Origin of the sequence: Burkholderia sp. BCC1998 (genome assembly GCF_905339875.1) — a bacterium.
Taxonomy (GTDB): domain Bacteria; phylum Pseudomonadota; class Gammaproteobacteria; order Burkholderiales; family Burkholderiaceae; genus Burkholderia.
The window spans coordinates 1-23,409 of sequence record NZ_CAJPHE010000041.1 but is presented as its reverse complement, the minus strand read 5'-3'; the positions used below and the strand labels follow the sequence as shown (position 1 = coordinate 23,409).

Sequence of the window (23,409 nt, the reverse complement as noted above, 5' to 3'; positions counted from 1 at the left end):
GGTTGAACACGCGTTATCCACGCGCCTGCATAAATCGCTCGTCGGACCAGCTTCCAGTCGTGCGTGCCCGTCTCAAATCTGGATCACTCTGCCTCAAAAACAGTACAGCGTGGCATATTGACCACGCTATCGGTTCAAGAGGAAGGAGAGCATTCCAGATGAACGATGCGGATTTCGGTGAATATGATCAATCAGATCGGCAACGCGATCACCGAGATCGGCGCTCATGAACACCGAATGGGCGATTCAACAAAGGACCGTTGCCGACCCAAACCAGCCACTCAGGCCAGTGCAATCTCATTGGCTGTCGCAGGACATCACGCAAGTTGCGCGTTCCTGACTGGCATCGGGACAGGCAATGTCTCCACTACGAGAGTTCGCGGGACTGCTTGGTGGCGACTCCCCCGCTGAATGCCGGCGCTACCTGAATTTCAAATGACGTGTAACTTTACGCGCCACCGGATCGAGCCTGGCTTCGCCCGAACTTGCCAGCGCGGGCGCCGCGTCACGCTGGGTGTTGTCACCTCACGGAACCTAAGCAGAGCTGCGTTATCCAGTTGGGCAGGCGCGATACTTGCCCCCTATGATTCCGAAACGGGGTGCAGATTTGGAGACGATCCTGCTGGTTGACGACGACGCAAGCATTCTTGCCCCCATGCGGATCGTGTTGGAGACAAAGGGATACCGCGTCCTCGTTGCCATGGAGGGAGAGGCGGCCGTTAGCATTACAACTGCAGAACATCCGGATCTAATTGTTACCGACTGGATGATGCCAGTTCTAGACGGCGTCGCCTTCTGCCGGTGTCTCAAGGCAAACACGGCCACTGCGGGCATTCCTGTCGTGATGCTTACTGCTAGGATGCCACCTCCGAAAACAGAGGGCCTCTGGAATACGCTGTTAAGAAAACCGGTACCTATGGCACGTCTTGTCGAGGTGATTCGTGGTCTGCTAAACCTCTCGGGAGGAAGCAGGCCGTGATCCAGCCGCACGCGTTGACTGCTTCTGGCCGATATCCGTCCGATGGGGACAGTGTTCACGACGCCGTTGCAGTTGTCTATCGCGTACCGAAGAGGTTGTTCATGAACTACCGTTCGTGGTGTGCGCGGGCGTCCGAAATATGCAAACGACGCCGCGCCTGTCGGCGCGGCTGTGGTCCTCTATTCCGAGCAGTTCTCCACCACACATCGACCCTCACACAACTCGATTAGAAAACCACCGAATAACAAAATCCCGTGGGGCTGTGGCCTAACCGCCCGACGCGGCAAAGCCGCGCCGGCGCTAAGGCCGGCATAAATCGCGAGAGCTGCGTCGCTACGCGCCACAGCTCCCGCTCAAGCCGGATCGCGTGCGATCCACCACCAAACGCGCCCGCGGCCCGCAATCGCCTCTATGGCTTGCAGAGAGGGGGCGGATATCCGGCTCGACCTGATAGCCCACGCCACGCACACGATCTCAACGCGTCGACACCACGTAAAGGGCGTACCCGGCCAGTGCGATCCCAGACAACGCGACCAGGCAGCAAGCGCCGACCTGGTTGCGCTGCAAGGTTATGCAGAGAGTGCCGATTGATGAGAGGGCGTCGATGAATTGTTTGAGCATGGTCGATTTCTCGATGTGCCGGTCAACCGGCGATGGGTTCCATGCTGGCGTCACGACTCGAGAAAATCCTCTTGTGGGATCTGCGCCGATTCGGGCGCACCGCCACGAGCGAATCGTCAAGCCAGCCCGCCTAGTGTCGAGGTGGCCGAGCAATTCGATGTGGCAGATTTTCCGAAAAACGAGGGTTCTGTCTTCGTCCTGAATCTCGACGAGGGTTATTCCTTCACGAGCTCGGGACGCCAGGTGCGAACGACCGCCTCGAACTGCGCGCCGTAGCCCAGTGTGTCGGGGTAGCTGTTCGCGCGCGAGATCAGTCGAAACACCACGCACATGTCTTCCATGATGTCGTCATCATCGAGGCCCCAGGCCGTCGTCAGGTCGTAGCTGCCGCACAGGCGGGCATTCCACCAGGCCAACAGGAAGTTGGCGACGCGCCAGCTCGGGCCGGTGTCGCGCAGGGCTATCTCGAGCAGGTTTTCGAGAGCCTGTTTCTCTTCTGGCAGCAGCTGATTGGGATTCATGGTTCCTCGCTATGGGAGCAGATGATCTTTCTTACCCCCTTCGATTGGACAAGGTACGGGGTGGGATCTATCAAACTTCATGAAAATTAAAATCAACCTACAGGATCGTTGGCTGGTGGCGGAACTGGAACATCCTTTGTCAATGCTCGTCCTCACGTGTGGTTCCCAGCCGAGGAACACGACTGAGACACAGTCAAAACCATCTTCTCCAGCTGCCATAGCTGTAGCACAGTCACTCAAATGAGTTGAGTGACTGTGCCCGGTTCACAATGCAGGCGTGGAGTAGTAGAGCATCAGTGCAATCACGACGGCCAAAACAAGCCACTTCATCATATTTGCCTCCGTAGGCAGTTTCAAAGTGGCCTGATAGGCGTTCAAAACACAGACAATGGCGGCTTGAGCGGTCGTCGATCCGATCACCAGGCCGGTGGTTTCCCCCGCTGCGCGGCACAACGGCGTTGATCGCCCAGGCACTCCAAGTTGGATAACCATCCAAGCCCCTTCATGGGAGCTATAGGAAGTTTCGTAAGCTACTGGACAGGTTCGCCCGGCGCTCACAGGCGCCCGGTTGAGCTGACAGACGGCCTCGGCCGTCTGTCAGCGATTTATCCGGGTCTTGGCGCTTTAGCGCCTAGACCGGTGCGTCGAGGGTGCTTGCATACCTCATCGGGGGTCGTCCAGCTGCCGATAGGCGGCGGTGTATGCCCCCGCTTGCGGGGGCGTGGATGAACTGCTGAGGTGTGGAACAAGCAAGCGAGGCGATTACACGACACGTTGTCCACAGGCGAGACGCTAATTACGGCGTCGACCTTTGTAGAGATATTTGTTCTTGGTTGTAAACCTTGTTTGTAAACATCTTTGTAGGGATCGGCAAACCTAATACTGACAAGGGTTTGAGAGGCATCTCTCTGACATTTTTCGGGGTAGTCTGACAAATTTCGGGGTAGTCGGGCTTTTTTTGGGGGCTATCTGACAAATTTCGGGGTAGTCGGGCTTTTTTCGGGGTGGTTGCTTATTTTTTGAGCACATCGCTTGCCGATCCGAGAAACTCTGACATACACTCGTCGATGTCAGAATTACCCGGAAAATGTCAGAATGGCCGACCTTGCAAAACTACCCGAAACCCACACGCGCGAGTTGAGCGTGACGGTCAAGAATGAGCTTGTACGGCGCATTCAGCGCATGAAGCTGAGCGAAAAGCGCCTGCTGGCTCTGGCCATTGCTAAGTGCAATCCCAAGGCAAAGATATTGAAACACAGGGCAATGTCCGTCGATCCGGCGACCGGTGCAGCAGCTGGCTGGACTATCCGGGTAACGGCTCAGGAGTTCATCGAGGCATATCCTCACATCGAGGCAAAACACGCCTATTCCGAGCTTAAACAGGCCGCGGAAAGCCTCTGGGACTGCGAGGTGGTCTGGTACGAAGAGGTGACTGAGCGAGGGAAAAAAGACACCAAGCGCCGCAGCGTACGCTGGATCTATGAGAAGGTGGACACAACGACCTCGGGCTGGGTGGATCTTAAATTCTCACCCAGCATTGCCCCCTACCTGCTCGGCATTGAAAGTGAGTTCACAAAGTACAAGCTGAGGCATGCGGGCGACCTGCGGTCGATGTATTCGTGGCGGCTGCTCGAACTCATGGCGCAATTCCGAGATACAGGGTTCGTAACCATTTCATACGACGAGTTCTGTCAAGCCGTGGGCGCGCCGGATAGCTGCGTGAAGGATTCTGGCCAGCTACGCCGCCGTGTCATCGAACCGGCGGTGAAGGAGTTGCAGGAAAAGAACGCTCTGGCAATCGAGTGGAAGCCCATCACGCCTGCCGGCCGCAAAGTCACTGGGTTCCACTTCAAATTCAAGCCAGATCCGCAAGGGAGACTATTCTGACATCATTCACTGAATGTCAGGCTACCCCGAAAAATGTCAGAGACAAACCATGGATATGCACCGAGATAGGTGGAATGGCGTGATGCGAAGAAAAATTGTGCTCCAGCGCTCTTTCCTAGCTCAGTAGTGGGGCCAAAGTTGGATCCGCTTGACCTCGTCGAAGCTGATAGCGCCGTGGCGTTCTCGAGCGTGCCGCCGTTCGCCAGGTACGCGGTGATGCCGGTCACGCGGAACCGCCGGCGCACCATCGTCGGCAAGGGGTCTCGCTCAATTGCCCGCTGCCGCGGGCGATCGTGCGGGATAGCGTCCTCTTTGGATCGGTGCCAATCCTGGTGCCGTCAAGGTCGATGATCTGATGCGAGGTGGACTTGAGCGAGTGGCCCATTCTGTGTTGCAGCCCTACCGCCCGTATGATGAAATAAAGTCTAGAGCCTCACCGGGAAAGGAAGAAACGATCGCGTCGGTTGGGCAGGGAGGATTATCGTGCTCATCTATTTCGTCATTTTCGCGCTCGCGGCAACGATTTTGTTCATGGCCCAGGCGGGTACCAAACAACAAGGGGTAGAAAACAACGTTCAGGACGGGGAGGCCGGAGAATACGGACCGATCCACTTTGTTTCGCGTATCAACCCTGCAAACGGTCTGCCATTGGTGGGTAACGGTGCTTTCGACATCCATGGCAATCCGAATGGGCACGCGTCGGGCGTCAACCCCGCGAATGGCCTCCCACTGGTGGGTGACGGCGCTTTTGATATTCTTGGCAACCCACACGGATTCAGCTCGTTCGACTGAAAAGATGTGTTAGCCCTATGTGAACTGCCGCCCCCGAGGGCGGCGTTTTCGTTTTATCAATCATTGTTTGTTTGTGAAGGAAGGCAACTGCGAGTCACCACCATGTAGAACCTTATCCCGAGTGCGGATGTCGTCGACGAGCTCGGCCCGGTGGATGGCCTTCTCCTCATTCTTCTCACCCTTGGCCCCGTCGGCAAACCCGGATTTCACGTTCTCCACACCGCTGCGAACGCCGCCGCCATGTGCTGCAACCGCAGCCTCGCTCAAATGCCGCGCGATCGGAGCATAATCACCCGCTTTAACTCCAAGATTTTTCGCACCGTCCGCCACAGCGGCAGGAACGGTTTTCTCAAGACCGCGCGTATTCGCCGACTCCCTGCCCGACAGCCCGAGTGTCATCGACGACCGCACGGCCTCGAGTTCCTGCGACGCACTAGCCAGGTACTGAGCGTTTTGGCTAATGGCCTTGCCTCCGCCCGGATACTGGATCGAACGCGCAACCGCGCCAGCCATTGCATACCCAACCGCCTGTTCTCCGGTATCGTTCGATTGCACCAGTTCAGAGGCATTACGCATCATCCGTCCCATGTTGTATGGCGTAAAGCCTTGGGTATCGACTCCGCGGAATGCCTTTTCCAGCAAAGCAGAGGACCTCGTGGAATCGTGGCCGGTAGCAATGCCCGCGATTCGGCCTGCGTCCGACCGCGCGGCGCTCAGAGCGGACTGTTGCACGTCTTGGGTCGATTGCTGACCTCTTTGAGCGAGTACCCCAAGGGAGACCTGAGCCTGAGCGGCGACATTGCTCGAGGCCTGAAGCGAACGTTCCGAAGCCTGGACACGTTGATATGCCTCGGCCATTTGCTCAAACGCTCGTGCCGCCTCCGATGCGCTTTCTTGCCGCCTCGCCTCGCTCGAGGTTCCTCCTTGCGTGACTTGCTGCCCACTAGACCCTGAACCTGCATGACCAGACTGGTCGTACCCACGCCCTTCGGACACGCTAGCACTGACGTCGGTCGCCTTTCCCATGGCCTGGGACACGTCGGCTGATACCCCTGCGCCCAGACCGACCTTTCCCCCACTCTTGGCTACCTGAGTATTACCACTGCCACTGCTACCAGACATGCCAGACATGCTGAAGTCTAGCCCGCCGCGTTGACTTGTTGCAGTCTGATTCCTAAAGCTGGTGGAGTTGCCAAGAGCCTCGTTCATCCGAGTGCCGACCGAGCTCTTCACATCGTTGCCGACGTCCCATTTGCTCATCAACGAGGTCGTAAGTTGTGACGCCGCTCCCACACCATACTGCTGCGCGTACTGCCCAATCCGCTCCATAGCGGATCCCAATGAACGTTGATACGACGCCTGCGCCGACGCGCGTTCCGCCACACCCTGACCCAATGAAGTACTAGTCGAGACGCTTGCCATTGCGCCTACATCCGCTCCTGTCATCGCCACTGGCGCAGCGCCCCCAAGCAAGCCGCCCACGCCCATGCCCGCTGAGGTGGTTGCCAACCCGCCACCTGATCCGCGAGACCATGAGGAGAACCCACTCCATGCGGTCCCGGTATTGTTTGCATACGCGCTCTCGATCGCGCCGGCGTTGGATGCTCGATCGACCGTCGGTGCCAGCCTTCCGCTGTCAACGTATTGCTCGCCATTCCCGGACGAACGATTGGCGAGACTCGTCATCGCGAAGATCGAGCCGGTCAGGACCGAAAAAGAGATGAGTGGTGCGGACGCCATCATCGAACCGGACGACGCGAGCATGTTCGCGACGTTGTCGTAGAGGTGATCGATCTGGCTCGGGGCGAACATCATTCCGCTCACTCGAGAACCCCGGATCATCGAATTAAACGACACCTGCGTGTAGTAGCTGATGATCGCAGCGATCGGCATCCACGTCTGCGTCCACAGGCCGAAAAGAAAGTACATCACGTAGATCCGGACCGCCGCCAGACCCGCACCGATCGCGATGATGGCCACGATCGGCGCGAGCGCCGCGAAGAGGAACGTCATGAGGTTCATCGCGCTCGTCATGAAATTGACGAACATCGATCCGCTCGCCGCCATACTGATGCGGGCTCGCTCGTAAGCCTCCCCCATGATCTGCTGGAACGCAGCCGCGGCATTGGGATTTGCATCCGCACGGATAGCGGCGAGCGCCGCCGGTGAGAAGACCTGGTTCATCATGAAGGTGTTCGCGTCACCACCGATCTGGGCCGCCAGGTTCTGGTAGTACTGCGCTTGGGTTTGATACGCTGCGTCCGGCCCGGTGTAGGTGGTGCCCGGCGTGTCCACGGTCGAATCGACCATTGCAGTGACCGTCGCCAGATCTTTCCCCATGGTCACCCCGCGCGGGCTCAGCATCTCGAACACCGGCTTGTTCTGCACATACTGCTGCATCGAATTGACGAGCCCATTTGCGGCGGTCTGGCAGGGCACGAGCGCCGGCGGCGCTGACGCCACCGACTGGTCGATGTAGATCGTGTAGTTAAGCGGCTGGGAGAGCAGTAGCCCGACAATGCCCGCGCCCGGCGCCGGCTCATCGAGCTGCGTCATATCCAACACAGATTGGTGATTTGTGCCCCCGGTCTTGCAGTAATGCATGAAGTTCAAGAGGTTCGTGCAGGTCGACTGGTGGACGTTGCAGTCGTACATCGTGCGCATAGCCAGCATGATCTTGAGAGGCTTCGCGAATCCATCCGTGCCCAACGACATGAAGTTGTTGTCGGAAGACGCGGTGCTAAACGCCGTCTCGATGCCGCTTGTCACGCGATAGTTGATCATGCCCGCGATCCCCAATGCGTACGCGACGCCAATCGGTACGTTGTCAACATACAGCGGTGGCGAGCTGGCTGCTCCGTTGGCGTTGAAGTACGACACGACGCGCACGGACGTGGTCGGGTAAAACATCAGTATCGCGATGATCATCATCAGCACGTACTCGCCGATCATCAGGCGCATCTTGAAGATCGAGTGCAGCAATACGCCGACCAGGCCGACGAGGGAAAGGGCAGACATCCCGCCAGCGATGAACGAACCTGCAACGTCGCCATGACCGAAGAGCATCGCGATCGCATTAAGTGCGGCGGCAATCGGCGCAGGGTCGCCCGCAGTCCACATCGTCGGGAAGTCAGACGATGAGGGCACCGTCCCAATGTTCCCGAGCGGGTCGGCGAATGCGACCATCGGAACTGCAAGCGCACCCAACCCCGCAATGCATCGCGCACCGTCGCGAATCAATCGTCGAGTTTTCACGGACACTGCCCCTCCCTCTGAATTCAGTTTGGGAAAGTGTCCATGAGAAGATGCAAACGCAGAAATGCAATTCAGTGCAGACTGCCGGGCGCCGCGGCGCCGACAGTCCCAATTCACGCAGGTATGGTCAAGGCGCCCGCATCATGCGTTGTGTGTGCTCTGTGTACGCCCCATGTTCCTTCAATGCTTTCAGCGCGGCGGACACATCGGAAATGCCCGCAGCGATCGCGAGATGACGTTTCCCCTCGAGCAGGCTTCCCTCGACGCGCTTCCAGTAGATCCAATCTCCATTTTCCTGGCGCGCTAGCTTCAGCTTCGATTTCTCGAGTGTCACACCGACGAACCGTATGTCGGTGGACAGACGCCAGATGTGGAACTCGACAGCGCCGAGACGGCGATACTTTGATGCACGAGAGAACGGTGCACCCGACAACGGGATATTGTCGCGCACCCATTCATACCCTGAAGCCTCCATCACCTGCCTGGCCATCGCTCCCGCCATTTGCTTGAATCGATCACGTTGCGGGTAGTTATCGGCGAACTGGTCATCGAACTCTTCCAAAAGCTCGTCTGATACGGCTTCCAACGCCGGCCGACCGAGGTCGGACGCCGTCATCATTTTGATCTTCGAGCTCTCGCGGTTCAAAAACGCCCAAAGTCTGGCGCTCTCCGGTCGCCCCGAGACGTCGGAGTAGGAACGTGGATTAAATGCCGGGATAGTCATGGTTGCCTCCGTTCAGGAACAACTCCAGCGTACCAGCTGATTTCCGTCGCGTCAAATTCGACGGTAGCAAATTTGACGGTAGCGAATTAGACGGCACTTGGGTTCCTGGGGCGTTCGGCGGAAACTGACAGGAGTTAGACGCGACGGATGGCCAGGCGGCACTTAGAATCGCGGCCCCAACAGGAGCATCGAGAATTCCATGGACACCTCTGCCGTCAGGCTTTCGGCGCCGACTGTCTCGAACGACGGAACGATTGTTTTTACCGCGCACCGTGTGGGCGAGGGCTACGGATCGTTCGCGATTTCGCCGGCGGTGATGTGCACCGCGCTCGGCGCCCGCGACCAGAGCGGCCCTCAATGCCAAAGTGCGTTCGAGGCGAATCGGGAACGCATCGCAAGCGCCGTCGCGCGCCAGTTACCGCTCCCTGATAGCGGCACACCGCGTTTCCTGCGCGCATCGGACCTATAGATCGCGGCACGATCGTCTTGACGTCAGGTGCGTGCAACGTTCGCCCGATGATCGATCTGGGTTTCAAACCGTATATACTATTTATACCGTTAATATTCGGAGAGACATGTGAACACTCAAGCTGCAACCGCACTGATGGCAGAGCCCTTCCCCCTTCCCACGAGCACCAACTTGGCAACCAAGACAGGCCACGACGCAGTCGCCGAAACCGACACGGCAAGCTCGGCGGTGGCCGAGGTCACGCCCGCCAAACCCACGCCGGTAAAGAAGGCGGCGAAGGCCACGAAGGAGACGAAGACACCGAAAGCGGCGAAGGCCCCCGCGCAAGCTCCGGTAGCACCGAGCGCGGATACCAAGGAGAAACGGGCAAAGAAGCCGAAGGTCGTGCGTGACAGCTTCACGATGCCGAAGCAGGACTACGACAAGATCCAGGCGTTGAAGCAAAAGTGCCTCGAGGCTGGCGTCGCCGTGAAGAAAAGTGAGCTCTTGCGCGCGGGTCTGATCATGCTCGAAGCGGCGGCCACCACCCGTTTGCTCGCTGCCGTTAAGGCGGTCGAGACCGTGAAGACCGGTCGGCCTGCGAAGTCGTAGAAATTCGCGGCGCGAGCCGCGTATCTCCGCAGGTCGTCGTGACGGGTTCAAAGGGGAACAGAGCTTCATCACGTTCTCGGGACAACAGTTCGCCATGCTCTCGACGGTGCGCGTTACAGCCACCACCGATAAGGGGCAAACTGCCCGAACCTACTGCGGAGACGGCGGAGTAATGCAGTTCGTAGGGATTTGCGGTGGCGGATCGTTGTACTCGATTTGAATGAGAGCCCATGCCTCACCAGACCCGCCCACCTGCAGATAAAGTCCTGTCGGAACATCCCCGCCCTTCGTAAAGTCACCGGTCAGATCGATGTAGTCTTGACCCTGGGACTCCGGGACCGGGACGATGTGGATCTGGTCGATGCCTAAGGTTCCTGGTGGAATCTGCAATCCCCCCCACGCGGTGTGAAGTTCGCATGTACCGGCACCGCCGTAGTAAGGCGTGTTGAACCAACCCGACGACGCAAACACTTGACGCCCGTTGATCTTGATCAGGGCGTGGTCGTCCCAGATGATCTGATTCAAGTGGGCCTGGACGATGAGTTCCGGATGGGTAACCTTAAAAATCCCCTCGTGGCTAAAGATCGTCTGGCACATCTGGCCGTTGATGGTGTGGAACGCGTAGTAGCCAAGATACAGCTGCACGCAGTGCTGGCCCACTGTTGGCGTGCAATTGCCAAGCGGCGTGCTTTGCGGAAAATCGGTGTGTGTCGTCGTCCATTGGACAACGTTCTCCACCGGTTTCGTGGGCGGGGCATAGACCGGGATGCCGCTCGGATCCATGTAGCACTTCGGCTGCGTTTGAGTCGCGACCGCCCGCACCGCCTCGAGGTTGTTGTTCTGGGTCAGCTGCCGTGATCGCGTCGCCACGTTCTCCTGCTGATCAACCAGTGGCGCACCGGAGTTCGGCATATAGTAAGCCACCGCGCTATTGGGGCTACTTGCGACCGCATTGACCTGTGTACCGGTCTGGGGAAGACCATAGGCGGTCTGCTGCAACATCGCGGTCCACTCGCTCAGGTCAATGCGTTGCCAGTCGACCTGGCCCAGTTGCTGCGCCGTGAAGCCGCCGCAATCGGGATTGTCGTCTGGTCCGTAACCGTTATTGGCGGCGCCAGGGTTCAGCTGCTGCTTGATCTGCTGCGCAAGGATACGCGTGATGACCGAGCTGTAACAGCAGGACTTCGTGGTTTCCTGCAGACACACGCCGAGCGCGTCGACGGCGCAGTAGGTATTCATCGTGGCGCAAACCCGATTCTGTTTCTTGACGCCGACTTGCAGTTCATCTGCGGAACATTTCGTCGCGAGTTGCCCAATCATCTTGGCGGCGGAGTAGTACATCATCGCCGTATTGAAATAGTCGTAGGCTTGGATAATCTGCTTGGCTGCCTCCGGACCCACTACTTGAGTCAACGCGTTGCTCACAATCGTACTCAGTGAGTTGTCGACCGCCGGAACACTGCCGCCGCTGCTAGACATCGACCCAAAATCAAACACCTCCGTGCCGACGCCCTTTCCGATCGCCTGAGTTTGCATGCCCGCGCCAGCCGCCGACGACGACAGCTTGCTGCTGAGTCCGCCAGCAATTTGCCCGGCAACATTGCCGACGGCGCTGGTGACGTTATCTGCAAGCTGGGACGCTGCTTGCGTCAACGGACTAAGCCCGTCCTTGGCCTGCGCAATCAGCTGAGCCTTCAATTCCTTGGCTTGCGGAATCATGTCCGACAACGCAATGAGCGACGTCAGGCTAAGCCCGCTTGCCGCGTTGGCGCCCGTCGCGCAACAGTTGTTGGTCAACCCGACACCGGAGCCCAGATAGTTGTTGCAGTAGTTCTCCGCGCCCGCAAATACGATCGGGGTGCAGTTCCGTGGATAGGCATTGAGATCGGGTGCCGTGGCCGCGACCTCGCAGGTCGCCGGCATATTGGCGAGCGTGCCCGACAGGTCCTGTACCGGGCCGCCGTTGCACGTGACTGGGATCGGCTTTCCGGTCTCCTTGCAGACGTCCTGAGGTCCCATCACCGGGATCATGCAGTCGGTCGTCGTGCACGAGGGGTTATTTGGATCGGGCTGATAGCCGGTTACGACCTGTACTTGCGTCGGCGTGCACGTGTTGGCCTGGCTGGGTGGCTTCCCGGTTTCCGCACAGACCATGCCGGTGTGAATCGCATTGATCATCTGCGTTGCAGCAGCGAAACTTCCAAAGTCAGCGTTCGATTCCTGCTGCGGGTTGTGGCAAGCATTGCCCAAGCATCGAACGGCACCGCCGCACACTTGCGATACCTTCCCGGACGCGTCGGTGGTCGATGTGCAGCCCGAGAAGAGGCTGCTCAGGAGGCGCGGCTGGCCCGCTGGATCAGCGCCACCATTCATGGTCTGGAGACTGTCAGCGGCGCTCGAGCCCAGCGCGGTTCCGAGATCGCGGCTCGTTCGGCCGCTGTTCGCGGAGTGATACAGCCACTGGGCCGGCGAATTGCTGTTGGGATTCGCCGCGGCGGCCTTGTCGTTCAGCTGCTGTTGGTACGCGTCACTCTGCAACGCCGCGGCGTTGGTCGAACCGCCATAGCTGCTGGTGTACTGCTGCAGCTGAGATGCCCCGTACGAGGACGGAATCGCGTCGTTCGCGCAAACCTGCCCTTTGGTGGTGTCGCAGTTCGCGCTGCCGGAGGTGCCATAACTGGCCGGCCCCTTCGCGAGGCTATTGCCCATCTGGACGAAATTGGACTGGCCTGGCGCACCGAGGAGCATGCTCTGGGCGTCGGAATAGTCATCGGCTCGAGCCGCGGGCAAACCGGCAGCGCAAATTCCTGCGAGAACGGCAATAGCCACTACGAACCGCCTCACCTGCTTCAATGACGCCGCATTTATCTCGTTCTCCTTCCCCCCCGCCATGCGGGGCACACTTTCTGCATTGACCGCTCGTCGATCACACTTCCCTTCAACCCCCGCCCACGCGGGGCACACGCTTTCTTCCCGACGTGCGTCGCACCGGCCGTCCTTCAACCCCCGCGGACGCGGGGCACACTGTTCAGGCTCATCGAAATTTCTCCGTGCGATCCTTCAACCCCCGCGGACGCGGGGCACACCCTGAAAGTGTGTGGGAGAACTCTCGAATTCAGAAATACAAAAGAGAGAAGAGAGCCGACAGGCTTCGCCGGCCCCCCACAAACCAAACCCGCCCTATTCAAACTGCCCACTCGCAATCGCAAGCGCAACGGCATGCACTCGGTTTCGAGCATCAAGCTTGGCCTGGGCTGCGACGATCCGCCCTGCGATGGCGTGCTCGCTGATGCCTAAATGGCGGGAAATTTCCTTGTTGCTCATGCCGACAGCCACACACAACAAAGTTTGTTTTAGAAGTGGGGAAAGGCGAGGAAGGCGCGTGCGGGTCGCGGCGCCGGTAAGAAGTTTGACTAAAGCGACTTGGTCGTATTCGAAGACAGCAACGCTAGAATTGCAATCAGCCATGATTTCACCTGTCAGTAGGTGGGTTGTGGTCAGGCTCGACGCGGTGTTGGCGCACCGTGTTGGGCCGCTTACTGCTAATTCATCGTCTCTATCCCAGCTCTCGCGCGATGAGCTTTCGGACGAGCTGCGCGATTGTTGTGTCGTTCTCGACGGCTCGGATCTTTAGCCGGCGATGGGTCTCTGGGTCGAGATCCAGGTTGAGCCGCACCGGTTTCGGTGGGCGTGATCCGGCCTGCGACTGCACCATGGCCGCGCCAGCGGCGAATTCTTCGGCTGTCGCCGGTGGGCTTCCCGGTGCTGCCTTGGTGGCCGTGCTCGGGCCAATCTTGAATTTACTCATTAACTCAACTCCGATGAGTTACTCAAACACTCATTTATTACGCTTCGAGTTCGAAGAACTCTTGGGATAACAGCTGGATCTCGGCGCGGGCCTGGTGGTTATCCCTCTCGACTACGCCCTGCCCTCCTAGCAGTGCATCGCGATAAGCCTTGCGATCGCGAATGATTGTGTCGGCCAGCTCGAGCTGGTCGAACTGTTCCAGCAGTTCGCGGGCGTCTTCCGCTTCGCGGATGACGGGGTTGGACGGGGCCATCGACAGAACGGCTACGGCTTTCAGTTCCGGATTCAGGCCACGCGCGAGGGAGACCAGTTCATTGACCTTCGGGAGCGTTTCGAGATCTGCCTGGCTTGCCTTTGTGGGGACCAGCATAAGGTTGGCGACGGCCATAGCCGAACGCATTTCCCGCGAGTCACGGCCGCCGGCATCCACAACGATCACCTGATAGCGCTTCGACAGGTCACGAAGCGTCGTGGCCACATCCCCAGTCCTTTGCACGCAGGGGATCGACGGCTGAATGCCGGCCTCGTCGCGTCGCTCGATGAATCGCGCGCATGTCGCCTGTCCATCCGTGTCCACAAGCACAACATCGATACCCTGATGCCCAAGGTGGACAGCAAGATTGGTCGCGATAGTCGACTTTCCGACGCCGCCCTTTTCCGCCGCAACCAGCACAATCATGAGAATCACCTCAAATGAGTTGAGTAATTGAGTTGATTCTAGGAGTTGAGTAATTGAGTGTCAATGGCCGTGAGCCCGAAAATCAATCGGGCATGCTTATGCGCTGGGCAAGGCTTGTGGACGAGAAACGAAAACGCCGGGCCTACGTATCGTCGTAGGTACCCGGCGGGTAGAGATGAGCGCCACGACAGCTGTGAAGCAGTCTTATTTGGGTCGCTGGATGTCATTTAGGCTACCCTTCATTTACCGTAAGGCAGACTGCTTTCTTGGCCACAGAGCCTTTACAGGCAAGAAAATTCAGAAAGTAGCGAGGAATACGCATATCTAGATAATATTTGGTGGGTGGTGTAGAAAGCGAGCATGTTGCCCCCTGGAGTGGCCCATGCCCCCTATTACCGACACCCTCATTGCCGCGATTGCCAAACTTGACCCGCTCAGCATGGCCGTCTTTTTCGTTGGCGCGACCGGCCTCGCGGCTATCTGGCTCGCTGCGAGCGTCGTCAAACATATCGCTCGGGACAAGACGAAATGAGCGGCGCAACGTGGTCGAAGATGCCGTGTAGCTGGCAGATCTCGAAAGAGGCCCACGAGAAAATCCGTGGTGTTTCGCCAGGAATCGCCATTGCGGGCCTCAAGCTGTATATCGGGCTCTGTCTGAAGGCGAACTACGCTCCTCGAAAAGGGCTTCCAGAAACGGGGTGCGTGAAGCGGTCCGTAGAGCAACTTTGCAAGCTCGGGGGTCTTTCGAAGCCCATGGTTATCGCCGGCATAAGGGCGCTGCAGGCATGGGGAATGATTGAGCTTCGGGGCGGGAGGCCGGCGACTTACCGCATCGCCGAGTACGAGACTGCGAAATACTGGACCAAACTGCCTAGTGAGCATCTCTACGATGGCGGACTGGGTACGACAATGCCGCTCCTCGAGACGTTACCGAATCGGAGCAAGACCACTCTGCATGCGCTGCAGATGTATCTGTATCTGGCGTCGATACGTAACCGCGCTTCAAATAAAGCGACGGTTACCTACTCCCGTATGGCCGAGGTACTCGGGATTGGCCGCAACGACATCTCGCGGGCGATCTCCGCGCTTGTGTCTGCCGATCTACTCAGCGTTCGGCTTGGCGAGATTGATGACCACCATACGTCGGAGCGTCCGTGCAACGTGTATTGGTTACGAGGATCGATATCAAACGAGGATCGACTGGACGCCGCTTTCCAGGCAAGCCAAGTGGGGTATGCGGAACACCTTTAGGGCGCATTGGCCAGCAACCGCAGAGGGAGGGGGAGGGTATGATGCACTGGCAATCATGGCTCTTGCCGAAAATCATCGCGGTTGCCGGTGCCAGCGTTAGCCCCATGCGGGCCAACTGGCTCAGCAGATCATGCACTACTACCTGGCATCTATGGGGATCCCGTTCAAATCGGTTTTGCAGCAATTAATGCTTGTGCTTGTTGGTTATTTGTCATCCAGTTGGCCGTAAGTGGGCAGCGGAATGCGATGAGCTCCTGAATCTTCTGGAAATCCACGGCCAGTGGTCTACTAATGATCGGCTCATGATGTGCAATGCGGTTTCTCAGCTGTCGGATCGATTCCAAGTCATCGTAAATTTTTTTGCGGGACTGCTGGACGGTCCAAGCAGGGTTCAGGAACGGCATGACAGTGTTGAGATGAAGATTCCAAATCTGCGCATCGAAACGGCCGGTGAACATCTTTTGCCAAAAAGCGAACTTTAGCTCTGCGATGGCCTTCCCGGTCGACGGCTGGCGGTTGCGCGCGCTTTGCAGCTCCCTGCGCAGGCTAAAACCCTGCGGCGGGGACGGCAAGCTACCTTCAAATGCCGGCGCCCACGGCCAGTTCGCGCCATATACCGCAGCTAGAGCATCAGAAACGGCATTCCGCACCACCACTTCGCATAAGTGCAGGGGGGCAAGCATGGCACCGGAGACCTTGGCGTTCCATGCGTACAGCGCCAAAGCGCCCGGCAACTGCTGTGGATCCCGAGTCGCCGCCTCATAGGTGCCTACGCGAGCAGCCGAAAGCGCATTCTTGATTGCCTGGGTTGGGGGAATTGCAGCCATGTTTGGGAAGTTGTACAATGTTGGTACTAGCCACTAGGGATCGCGGGAAACTGCCCCTAGGGACAAACGACAGTGCAGTAAGAAAAAGCCCACCTCTCGGTGGGCTTTTTTGATTCTACCGTCCCTTATTTCTTGTGGCCATAGACGGATTCGCACTAGGTCACGTCTTGACGTAGATAGCGGGGTTGTCACTCCGTCTGCAGCGAACCTTACGTCAAATGAAAACGCCGGGCCTACGTATCCTCGTAGATGCCCGGCTGGTCGCGGATTCATTTCTTGCCGTAGGTGGCGTCGTGATCCGGCGCGATCGTCAGAAGCCGCATGTACTCCCCATCACGATAAGCGGTTGCCCGCCGGGCTTGCGTGATACGCAACGAGTACATCGCGTCAATCCCAGCAGGTGGCTGCACGCTGGTGATCTTCTCCCACTTGAGTCCGGAGTCCTGATACACCTGATTCCAGCTCATGAGCAGCAGTTTCTTGAGGGTCGCAAGGACCCGCGATGCTTCGGCCTTGTCCAGTGCTACCCACTGCCGCTGGAAGACCGGATTATTTAGGTCCAACTTTACGAGGTCGTCGTTTTTTTTCCTCATTGCCCAACTCGTTCAAAAGGGCGTCGAGGTTCGATTCCTTGGGTGCGTTCCCTTGGGCCCAAGCGAGCGCCTCCTGCAGGTCACGTTGTGCCTGTGGAGCATGTAGCCACGCTTCGTTTTCGGGAATCACGAGTGCGGTGCGGACGAGCCACACACCCGGCTCGCGCTCTTCGACGAGCACTTGCCGGCCAGCGTATTCCTTGCCAAGCGAAATTTGCCCGCTGGAACCGACCACCTTGACGCTGGTTTTCGGGTCATGCAGGTTTGGATTCATGCTGGTACGCCTAACTGTCGATAAGTCCCCAATTTGTCGGGCCGAGAGAAGATAGGGATAGTTCGCTCGGCGGGTAAGCCCCCGAATCATATGGTCAAGATGCTCTCTAAGCGGTTATGGAGCATGAACGCATGATAGCACAACCGCATGATTCGAATGAGAGGAGCTGTGGGCCAGCGAGTTGCCGGAGCTCGCTCGCAAGAATAAGAATATCTACACCCGTCCGGAGCACGGGTGTCCGAAGCTGTTCGAGCTTCTCGAACAGCTTCCGCAAAGCCCGGAGGCCATTATTCCGGTGGCGAATGAGGTTCTGCCTGTTCCGGAGGCGAACGCCGGCGCAGAACAGATCATTCAGATTCAGCGTCCCCAGTAACGGACTTAGAAAAGCGGCAGACCCTTCTCGACGCCGTCCTTGGTGCGGATCAGCAGATGGGCCCCGTCCGCCTGCTCGCTTTGAAGGTAGTCGTACACAGCGAGCGCACGCCGGATGACCTCGCCCATGCTGTCGGCATGAACGTGGTCACGAAGCCGTTCGAGCTGTTCCTTGACCTCAACCGGCATGTCGAGATTGAGGCGAACTTTCGGCTGCTTTCGGGCTGGGCGCATTTGATTTCCAGTTACTCGGTACGGGCCTCGCGACGGCAGCGGCTCAGTTTTTGCCCGCTGCTAGCCGTCACGGCGACCGCCCACAACGCCCAGCAATACGATGGCGAAGAAGGCGGCGTAGATGATCGATGTGTGCGGCGGGCTTCTGTAGGCATCGATCGCAACGGTTGCGACGATCGCCACAATGGCCAGATTGGGCCTTTTGAAGCGAGTCAGATGGCTGACTACATCAGCGAGCCAGCCTGCAGATTCCTGAACGTCAATATCTGCGTATCTGTTGAGAAACTTTTCCAGTTCCTTTGGCGGTTTCATGCTTTGTTCTCCGGGGCAAAACTGCCTCGGAGAACACGGAGCGCGAGCGCACGTGGAACCTCCCGATGAGAATCATCGGGTTCACGGGCTGACGCTCCGCGTCTCCAGCTGCGTCCTCGGAGAGCGCCCTTTTCGTTCGGGTAGCTTCCGGTCGGGAAGGAGAAAACGGGCAGGTAAAACAGGGACTGCCATCGGCGAGGTCTTCGCCGGTACAACTATTACCATTGGCTCATGCTAGAGAAGGACGCAATGACTCTCATTGCAAGGCCTGGTGTGACTTCGAATGCCCCATCGACTTAGTCGACCGAAGACATCCGCTATCTGACGATAACTATGATGCTGATAACTCGGCCAGCTGAATGAAGGCCGTGTCGTTAATATACACAAGAAATCTGGGTGTTGCAAGAGATGCCGTACGTCGAAGTCGCTGTCGCGTTATCTCGCGATCTATATGTGATAATGTCCTTTATCACATATATGACAGGAGCTGTCGTGGGCCAGTTCTCACAAGAAGAAATCGAACGCGGGATAGCTCGCCTCGACGAGCGGATTGCTAACCTCCGTGCCTTCGATGTCCAGACTGCGTCGAAAGGAAATCCTCCATCGCTCGAAGGTCTCCAGTCTGATATCGCTGATACCCTGGAGCGGATCTTCGGCCGTAATACCCCCGCCTATCGGCGCTTCCAAGGCGCGGCGCGTCTTATCGTTCCGGCTCAGGGTGGCGGCTTTTTCGGCCTTCGCCCAATCCACGAGTACTACCCGGATGAGTTGGCCAAGAACATTGGGCGATCAATTGCGCTCCTCGAGGCCGCGCAGCGCGTGTTGCGGGAAGATCTGGCAGATGCGCAGCATGCGACGGCATCCTTGCCAGTGCCTACGGGACCGGAAACGTCGACACTCTCACGGCGCGTGTTCGTGGTCCACGGCCACGACGGCGAGGCGCGCGAGACGGTTGCTCGCTTTCTAACAGCGATGGGTTTCGAGCCCGTCATCCTGCACGAGCAGGCGAACCAGGGCCGCACGATCATCGAAAAGTTCGAGGCGCATGGTGACGTTGGCTTCGCGGTGGTGCTGCTCACGCCTGACGATGAAGGACGCGCCAAGGGCGGGGAGCTACAGTCGCGCGCCCGGCAGAACGTCGTGCTCGAGCTCGGCTATTTCATCGGGAAGCTCGGGCGGGGCAAGGTATGCGCGCTCAAGCGTGGCGAGCTCGAGCTGCCGAGCGACTACCTTGGCGTCGTGTGGGAAAGGATGGACGACGGCGGAGGCTGGAAGCTGGCCCTAGCTCGTGAACTGAAGGCAGCGGGCCACATTATTGACGGGAACAAGGTGATCTAGGCATGAGCCTGCCCGTCTCAGTCAGCAGCGTTGCCTTACCCGCGCTCGTGACAGCCGCCGGCGAGCGCGCGGGTGTGCGCTTTATCGAGTTTTTCGCGTCGGCGATCCGCAACCCGAACACCCGCCGTGCCTACGCGCGCGCGGCCAGTGACTTTCTGACCTGGTGCAACGAGATAGGCGTATCGTCAATCGCGGCCGTGCAGCCGCTGCACGTTGCCGCGTGGATCGAGCGGCAGGCGGCCACGCACGCGGCGCCGACCGTCAAGCAGCAGCTCGCGGCGATCCGTCACCTGTTCGACTGGTTGGTGACCGGCCAGGTCGTGCCGGTCAACCCGGCCGCATCGGTGCGCGGGCCGAGCCACACGGTCCGCACCGGCAAGACGCCGGTGCTCGAGGCGAGCGAGGCGCGGCAACTGCTCGACAGCATCGATGTGACCACGCCCGTGGGGCTGCGCGACCGCGCGTTGATCGCGCTGATGGTGTTTTCGTTTGCACGGATCGGCGCGGCGCTGGCGATGCGGGTCGAGGATGTGTACGTACAGAACCGCCGGCTGTGGGTGCGCCTGCGCGAGAAAGGCGGCAAGGCGCACGCGATGCCGTGTCACCACACGCTCGAGGCGTATCTGCACGCCTACCTCGAGGGCACGGGGATCGCGGCCGAGCCGAAAGGGCCGCTGTTCCGCACGATCGCGCGCGGCACCGGGCGACTCAGCACGACCCGCTTGCCGCAGGCCAACGCGTACGCGATGGTGCGCCGGCGTGCGGCGGCGGCCGGCATCGCGACGGCGATCGGCAACCATACGTTCCGCGCGACCGGGATCACCACCTATCTCAAAAATGGCGGCACGCTCGAGAACGCCGCGGCGATGGCCAATCACGCGTCGACCCGCACCACACAGCTGTACGACCGGCGTCACGACGCCCTCAGCCTCGACGAGGTCGAGCGGATCCATCTCTGAAAGGCAACTCACCTGGATGTCATCCAACCGAACAGCGTGATGCTGATACGCAGGCATCTTTCCAGCGTTTCCAACCAGCGGTTGAGTTTTTTATGGGGTTCTTCCGTCATGACGGCATGCTCCAAAGGTGTGTGTTGTCACAACACAGCGACGTGTGCGTGAGTCGATATGTTTGATGCACCCAAGGCCGGCATTGCGGCGGATTTTCCAAAACACGCGGGTGGTTAGGAAAAATCCTCGGGGCATCGTTTGAGCGGCGTGGTATGGAGCTTGACGCCACGCATTCGACCGGTCCACGTGTGGGTTATGTACTCAGCCCCAACACAACACAACGCTACACAACACAAGGCACAACACAACACAGGCCGCAACACAACACATCGTCCCGATGTGTGGGCAGTCAAGCCGGCGTGGGCAATTTTTCCGGCGGTCGAGTCATTCGAGGTAAGTTGGGTGGCCGCCCACGTCCGCGACCGGCGATTTGCACCGGTGCAAATCAATTTCTAACGTCAGAAGCCGGCCGCGTTGCAACGGTCCCCGCTTGGACTCGCGGGATGAGCAATTGCCCCCCCCCCAAAATCGATATCACGCACTAGGATCAACCCATGGAAAACGTCCACAGCTTCGTTGCCGCTAACGGCTGCCCCGTGATCAAAGTCGTGCGCCCCAGCGGGGTCACGGGCTATGTCGCTGCCGCCGTCCCGCGCGACGCGCTGCTTGGGCTCCACAAGAAGCTCATGGCCAGCCTGAAGCGCCCCCTTGCCGAGCGACGGGGCAACGAACGGCAGGAACAACGCCGGCGCCTTGAGCGCGTCATGCGCAAACGCCGGCAGGCTCAAATCCGCGCAAGCTGCCTGCACGCGCGGTTCCTGCTGGTACGAAGGCGCGGAGGCTAGCCGCCAGAAAGAGAATCGCGACAATCGGTGTCAGGGCCACGAAGAGGAAGGTCATGACGTTCATGGAGCTCGTCCAGTGCCTAACACTGGGCGCTTGCCGCGCGCGATGATGCTCGGCGGGAGCCCGCCTGGTGTCCAGTCGTCGGGCAGTCGCCGTACGTAGGGGAGGAAACTGGGGAGTTCCGGCGGTGGGCCCCGGCGCAGCCGACGCCATTCGCCGCGAATGTACTTGGCGAGCTCGCCAACCTGGCGACGCACGAGGCGAAAACCGGCAGTCCGGTACAAGTACCGGACGAGCTGCTGTAACTCTTCCGTGTCGGCGCTGGCAATGGCGGAGTGAAGTCTTGAGCGCCATTGCTTCATCGCCTCGGCGGTGAAGCGCCAGGACCAACCCACGCCATCGTGGATCAACTCGTAGGCAGCAATCGTGATGCGCTTCCTGGATGGGTCAAGCAGCGGCTCTTTCATGACCAAACCTGCACCGGCGGTAACCATCAGGAACCCCGTTACGGCCCCATCGGCATCCCCAACGGTCAGAAATTTCGCGCAAGCCAAGCCTGCGCGGCGCCGGCGCCATCGCGCCTGTTTGCTGATTTCCGTCTCGTAGGCGGCCGCGAATTTGCGCTTCAGCTGCGCCGCCTTGGCCTCGTCGCATCGGATGATCTGGTAACCCGTGTAGCCTTTGATGAGGGCATCCTGGACTCGTTGCATGAGCACAAAAATGTGTTGGTAATGACCGGACATTGCGATACCTAATAAAGATACCTAATTGATTTGAGAAGGGCTTCTGAGGCAGAAAAACACCGACAAGGCGAGACAGAATAACTAGAGGTTCCGGAACGCAGAAATTCCACCTTCCCCCGCGCATATCAATGTGACCGTGAGTAACGGGGAAGGGGCCGCCACCTCCTGCAGCAAACCGGGGGGCCGCCCCCCCCCCGCCAATACACACACGTCGCTGAAGTCGGCACGCCAATGCTGACGAGCACGCCGTAGCGTGGTGCCCCTAATCGGGCTCGCCATGCTGCAACGGGCGCTGGGAGCTGTAATGCTCTCTTCGACCCAATCCCCGTTTGGGGCGAGCGTTGGGCGACGAGGACACGGACGGCGGGAGGAAATGCCCGCCGGTCCTGGTCGTTGCGAAATCGGGTGAAAGTCCCGACCGTAGGACCTACCGAAAGGGGGTGATGCGTGCCGCACACGTAGGCTTCTGAGGCCGTGGAAACACGGCAGGGCACTGAGGCGAAAGCTGGAAGTGCTGGCAGCTTGGGAAACCTGGCGTCGATGTATAGCTCAAGCGTGTAACGGGGTCCCTCGAGGATTCTGTGCGGAGTGTTGTAAAGCCTGTGGTTCAAGGGGTGGAAGCCTTGGGCTAGCTAGGCCGCGACGAAGCGCATGCGTAGTACCTGACTTGCTTTGGAACCTCGGAGCAGGGAAACCCGAAAGACGGGGTAGGGCCACAGGCCCAAGCGCATGTAGTGGAGCGGGCAGGCGTTGCATCACGCAGTAGCAACGATTTAACTCGGGAAGCGCTGACTGCCGACAACCTTGGGTGGCACCAAGGTAGGCAAAAGCGTGGGAGCGTGGCTCAGTAGCGCGTCGATCTCCCCTGTTCACCTAGCAGTGATGGGAGAGGGAGCGAAAGGCCGCAGCGTGCGTTGTGATGTGTGTGTGTTGTGTGGCGTGGTCGGGCTTGGCGGCCCGACCTTGTTAAGCATGGGTACGTGTGGTTCGTGGCGAACCGAAAAGCTGTGCACTGACTATGACGATGGGCTTAGCCCCAACTGAGATGCGATTCATTCGCAACAATGGCTGATGCCAGGCGGAAGTTCGCCCGGCAACTTTAAAGGAGTGCTATGGCAATACCGACAGGGGGTTTCCCCACCGACCCGATCCGGCGGATCGGAGCAGATAGCAGCAATGCTGCTTGTTTGATCTATAAAACCCTCCGTGCGCCCTTTGGGGCCGCGGGGGGTTTTCTCGTCTGGCGAACCTGTCCGCATTTTTGTGGGCGAGGCGGTTGAACG

Annotated in this window: 26 protein-coding genes; 11 read left to right on the top strand and 15 right to left on the bottom strand. The window is 59.0% G+C overall.

Features of this window, described 5'->3' with window-relative positions; all coding sequences use genetic code 11:
• A partial coding sequence (locus tag U5A56_RS35930) for a hypothetical protein (RefSeq protein WP_321927229.1) occupies positions 1–230 on the top strand: 230 nt, incomplete at its 5' end.
• Between the two features lie 377 nt (positions 231–607).
• Entirely contained in the window at positions 608–979 is a 372-nt protein-coding gene (locus tag U5A56_RS35925; protein ID WP_321927227.1) for a two-component system response regulator, read from the top strand.
• A gap of 474 nt (positions 980–1,453) precedes the next feature.
• On the opposite strand, the gene U5A56_RS35920 is transcribed toward U5A56_RS35925, so the two are convergent.
• From U5A56_RS35920 to U5A56_RS35910, 3 genes are all read right to left on the bottom strand, one after another.
• Complete coding sequence (locus U5A56_RS35920; RefSeq protein ID WP_321927225.1) at positions 1,454–1,600, bottom strand: hypothetical protein; 147 nt, start codon at positions 1,598–1,600, stop codon at positions 1,454–1,456.
• 215 nt (positions 1,601–1,815) lie between these two features.
• Complete coding sequence (locus U5A56_RS35915; protein WP_321927224.1) at positions 1,816–2,121, bottom strand: hypothetical protein; 306 nt, start codon at positions 2,119–2,121, stop codon at positions 1,816–1,818.
• A 264-nt stretch (positions 2,122–2,385) separates the two neighbouring features.
• The gene (locus U5A56_RS35910; RefSeq protein ID WP_321927222.1) at positions 2,386–2,613 is read right to left on the bottom strand and encodes a hypothetical protein; all 228 of its coding nucleotides are present in this window, start codon (positions 2,611–2,613) and stop codon (positions 2,386–2,388) included.
• Between the two features lie 603 nt (positions 2,614–3,216).
• Here U5A56_RS35910 and U5A56_RS35905 point away from each other — a divergent pair.
• The gene (locus tag U5A56_RS35905; protein WP_321812830.1) at positions 3,217–4,008 is read left to right on the top strand and encodes a replication initiation protein; all 792 of its coding nucleotides are present in this window, start codon (positions 3,217–3,219) and stop codon (positions 4,006–4,008) included.
• 483 nt (positions 4,009–4,491) lie between these two features.
• Positions 4,492–4,800, top strand: a complete 309-nt coding sequence (locus U5A56_RS35900; RefSeq protein ID WP_321927220.1) for a hypothetical protein — start codon at positions 4,492–4,494, stop codon at positions 4,798–4,800.
• Between the two features lie 60 nt (positions 4,801–4,860).
• Here the strand turns inward: U5A56_RS35900 and U5A56_RS35895 are convergent, their stop codons facing one another.
• Both U5A56_RS35895 and U5A56_RS35890 read right to left on the bottom strand, forming a co-directional pair.
• Entirely contained in the window at positions 4,861–8,061 is a 3,201-nt protein-coding gene (locus U5A56_RS35895; protein ID WP_321927219.1) for a conjugal transfer protein TraG N-terminal domain-containing protein, read from the bottom strand.
• 121 nt (positions 8,062–8,182) lie between these two features.
• On the bottom strand, positions 8,183–8,779 hold the full coding sequence (locus U5A56_RS35890; RefSeq protein ID WP_321927218.1) for a hypothetical protein: 597 nt from the start codon (positions 8,777–8,779) through the stop codon (positions 8,183–8,185).
• Between the two features lie 199 nt (positions 8,780–8,978).
• Here U5A56_RS35890 and U5A56_RS35885 point away from each other — a divergent pair, with 199 nt between their 5' ends.
• Positions 8,979–9,248: a hypothetical protein gene (locus U5A56_RS35885; protein WP_321927216.1), complete on the top strand. Its 270-nt coding sequence runs from the start codon at positions 8,979–8,981 to the stop codon at positions 9,246–9,248.
• A gap of 108 nt (positions 9,249–9,356) precedes the next feature.
• Positions 9,357–9,839, top strand: a complete 483-nt coding sequence (locus U5A56_RS35880; protein ID WP_321812835.1) for a hypothetical protein — start codon at positions 9,357–9,359, stop codon at positions 9,837–9,839.
• A 150-nt stretch (positions 9,840–9,989) separates the two neighbouring features.
• Here U5A56_RS35880 and traN read toward each other — a convergent pair whose 3' ends face one another.
• From traN to U5A56_RS35860, 4 genes are all read right to left on the bottom strand, one after another.
• Positions 9,990–12,668 (bottom strand): conjugal transfer protein TraN, encoded by a 2,679-nt coding sequence (traN, locus tag U5A56_RS35875; protein WP_321927214.1) that lies wholly within the window; start codon positions 12,666–12,668, stop codon positions 9,990–9,992.
• 351 nt (positions 12,669–13,019) lie between these two features.
• Complete coding sequence (locus U5A56_RS35870; protein WP_321927212.1) at positions 13,020–13,307, bottom strand: helix-turn-helix transcriptional regulator; 288 nt, start codon at positions 13,305–13,307, stop codon at positions 13,020–13,022.
• 88 nt (positions 13,308–13,395) lie between these two features.
• Positions 13,396–13,647 carry a hypothetical protein gene (locus U5A56_RS35865; RefSeq protein ID WP_321812819.1) on the bottom strand — a complete coding sequence of 84 codons (252 nt, stop codon included), beginning with the start codon at positions 13,645–13,647 and terminating at the stop codon, positions 13,396–13,398.
• Positions 13,648–13,684: 37 nt separating this feature from the next.
• On the bottom strand, positions 13,685–14,326 hold the full coding sequence (locus U5A56_RS35860) for a division plane positioning ATPase MipZ (protein WP_321812820.1): 642 nt from the start codon (positions 14,324–14,326) through the stop codon (positions 13,685–13,687).
• A gap of 382 nt (positions 14,327–14,708) precedes the next feature.
• Between U5A56_RS35860 and U5A56_RS35855 the strand changes: the two genes are divergently transcribed.
• Both U5A56_RS35855 and U5A56_RS35850 read left to right on the top strand, forming a co-directional pair.
• Positions 14,709–14,858: a hypothetical protein gene (locus tag U5A56_RS35855; RefSeq protein WP_321927211.1), complete on the top strand. Its 150-nt coding sequence runs from the start codon at positions 14,709–14,711 to the stop codon at positions 14,856–14,858.
• Positions 14,855–15,577, top strand: a complete 723-nt coding sequence (locus tag U5A56_RS35850; RefSeq protein WP_321927210.1) for a hypothetical protein — start codon at positions 14,855–14,857, stop codon at positions 15,575–15,577. Before U5A56_RS35855 ends, U5A56_RS35850 begins: the two co-directional genes overlap by 4 nt.
• Before the next feature lie 164 nt (positions 15,578–15,741).
• On the opposite strand, the gene U5A56_RS35845 is transcribed toward U5A56_RS35850, so the two are convergent.
• The 5 genes from U5A56_RS35845 to U5A56_RS35825 all read right to left on the bottom strand — a co-directional run bounded on the left by U5A56_RS35845 (position 15,742) and on the right by U5A56_RS35825 (position 18,189).
• Positions 15,742–16,404, bottom strand: a complete 663-nt coding sequence (locus tag U5A56_RS35845) for a hypothetical protein (protein WP_321927209.1) — start codon at positions 16,402–16,404, stop codon at positions 15,742–15,744.
• A 269-nt stretch (positions 16,405–16,673) separates the two neighbouring features.
• Entirely contained in the window at positions 16,674–16,997 is a 324-nt protein-coding gene (locus U5A56_RS35840; RefSeq protein ID WP_321927208.1) for a hypothetical protein, read from the bottom strand.
• A complete protein-coding gene (locus U5A56_RS35835) occupies positions 16,954–17,271 on the bottom strand; it encodes a hypothetical protein (protein WP_321927206.1) in 318 nt (105 codons plus the stop codon). The genes U5A56_RS35840 and U5A56_RS35835 overlap by 44 nt, the downstream gene beginning before the upstream one ends.
• 378 nt (positions 17,272–17,649) lie before the next feature.
• Positions 17,650–17,877, bottom strand: coding sequence for a ribbon-helix-helix protein, CopG family (locus tag U5A56_RS35830; protein WP_321927205.1), 228 nt, complete (start codon positions 17,875–17,877; stop codon positions 17,650–17,652).
• Between the two features lie 60 nt (positions 17,878–17,937).
• Complete coding sequence (locus U5A56_RS35825) at positions 17,938–18,189, bottom strand: hypothetical protein (protein WP_321927204.1); 252 nt, start codon at positions 18,187–18,189, stop codon at positions 17,938–17,940.
• Between the two features lie 492 nt (positions 18,190–18,681).
• Here U5A56_RS35825 and U5A56_RS35820 point away from each other — a divergent pair, with 492 nt between their 5' ends.
• The 3 genes from U5A56_RS35820 (at position 18,682) to U5A56_RS35810 (ending at position 21,382) form a co-directional block, all read left to right on the top strand.
• Entirely contained in the window at positions 18,682–19,527 is an 846-nt protein-coding gene (locus U5A56_RS35820; protein WP_321927202.1) for a nucleotide-binding protein, read from the top strand.
• 2 nt (positions 19,528–19,529) lie between these two features.
• Positions 19,530–20,486 (top strand): tyrosine-type recombinase/integrase, encoded by a 957-nt coding sequence (locus tag U5A56_RS35815; RefSeq protein WP_321927200.1) that lies wholly within the window; start codon positions 19,530–19,532, stop codon positions 20,484–20,486.
• A 605-nt stretch (positions 20,487–21,091) separates the two neighbouring features.
• Positions 21,092–21,382 carry a hypothetical protein gene (locus tag U5A56_RS35810; RefSeq protein WP_321927199.1) on the top strand — a complete coding sequence of 97 codons (291 nt, stop codon included), beginning with the start codon at positions 21,092–21,094 and terminating at the stop codon, positions 21,380–21,382.
• Between the two features lie 60 nt (positions 21,383–21,442).
• Here U5A56_RS35810 and U5A56_RS35805 read toward each other — a convergent pair whose 3' ends face one another.
• Entirely contained in the window at positions 21,443–22,126 is a 684-nt protein-coding gene (locus U5A56_RS35805; RefSeq protein WP_321927197.1) for a hypothetical protein, read from the bottom strand.
• Positions 22,127–23,409 lie beyond the last annotated feature (1,283 nt).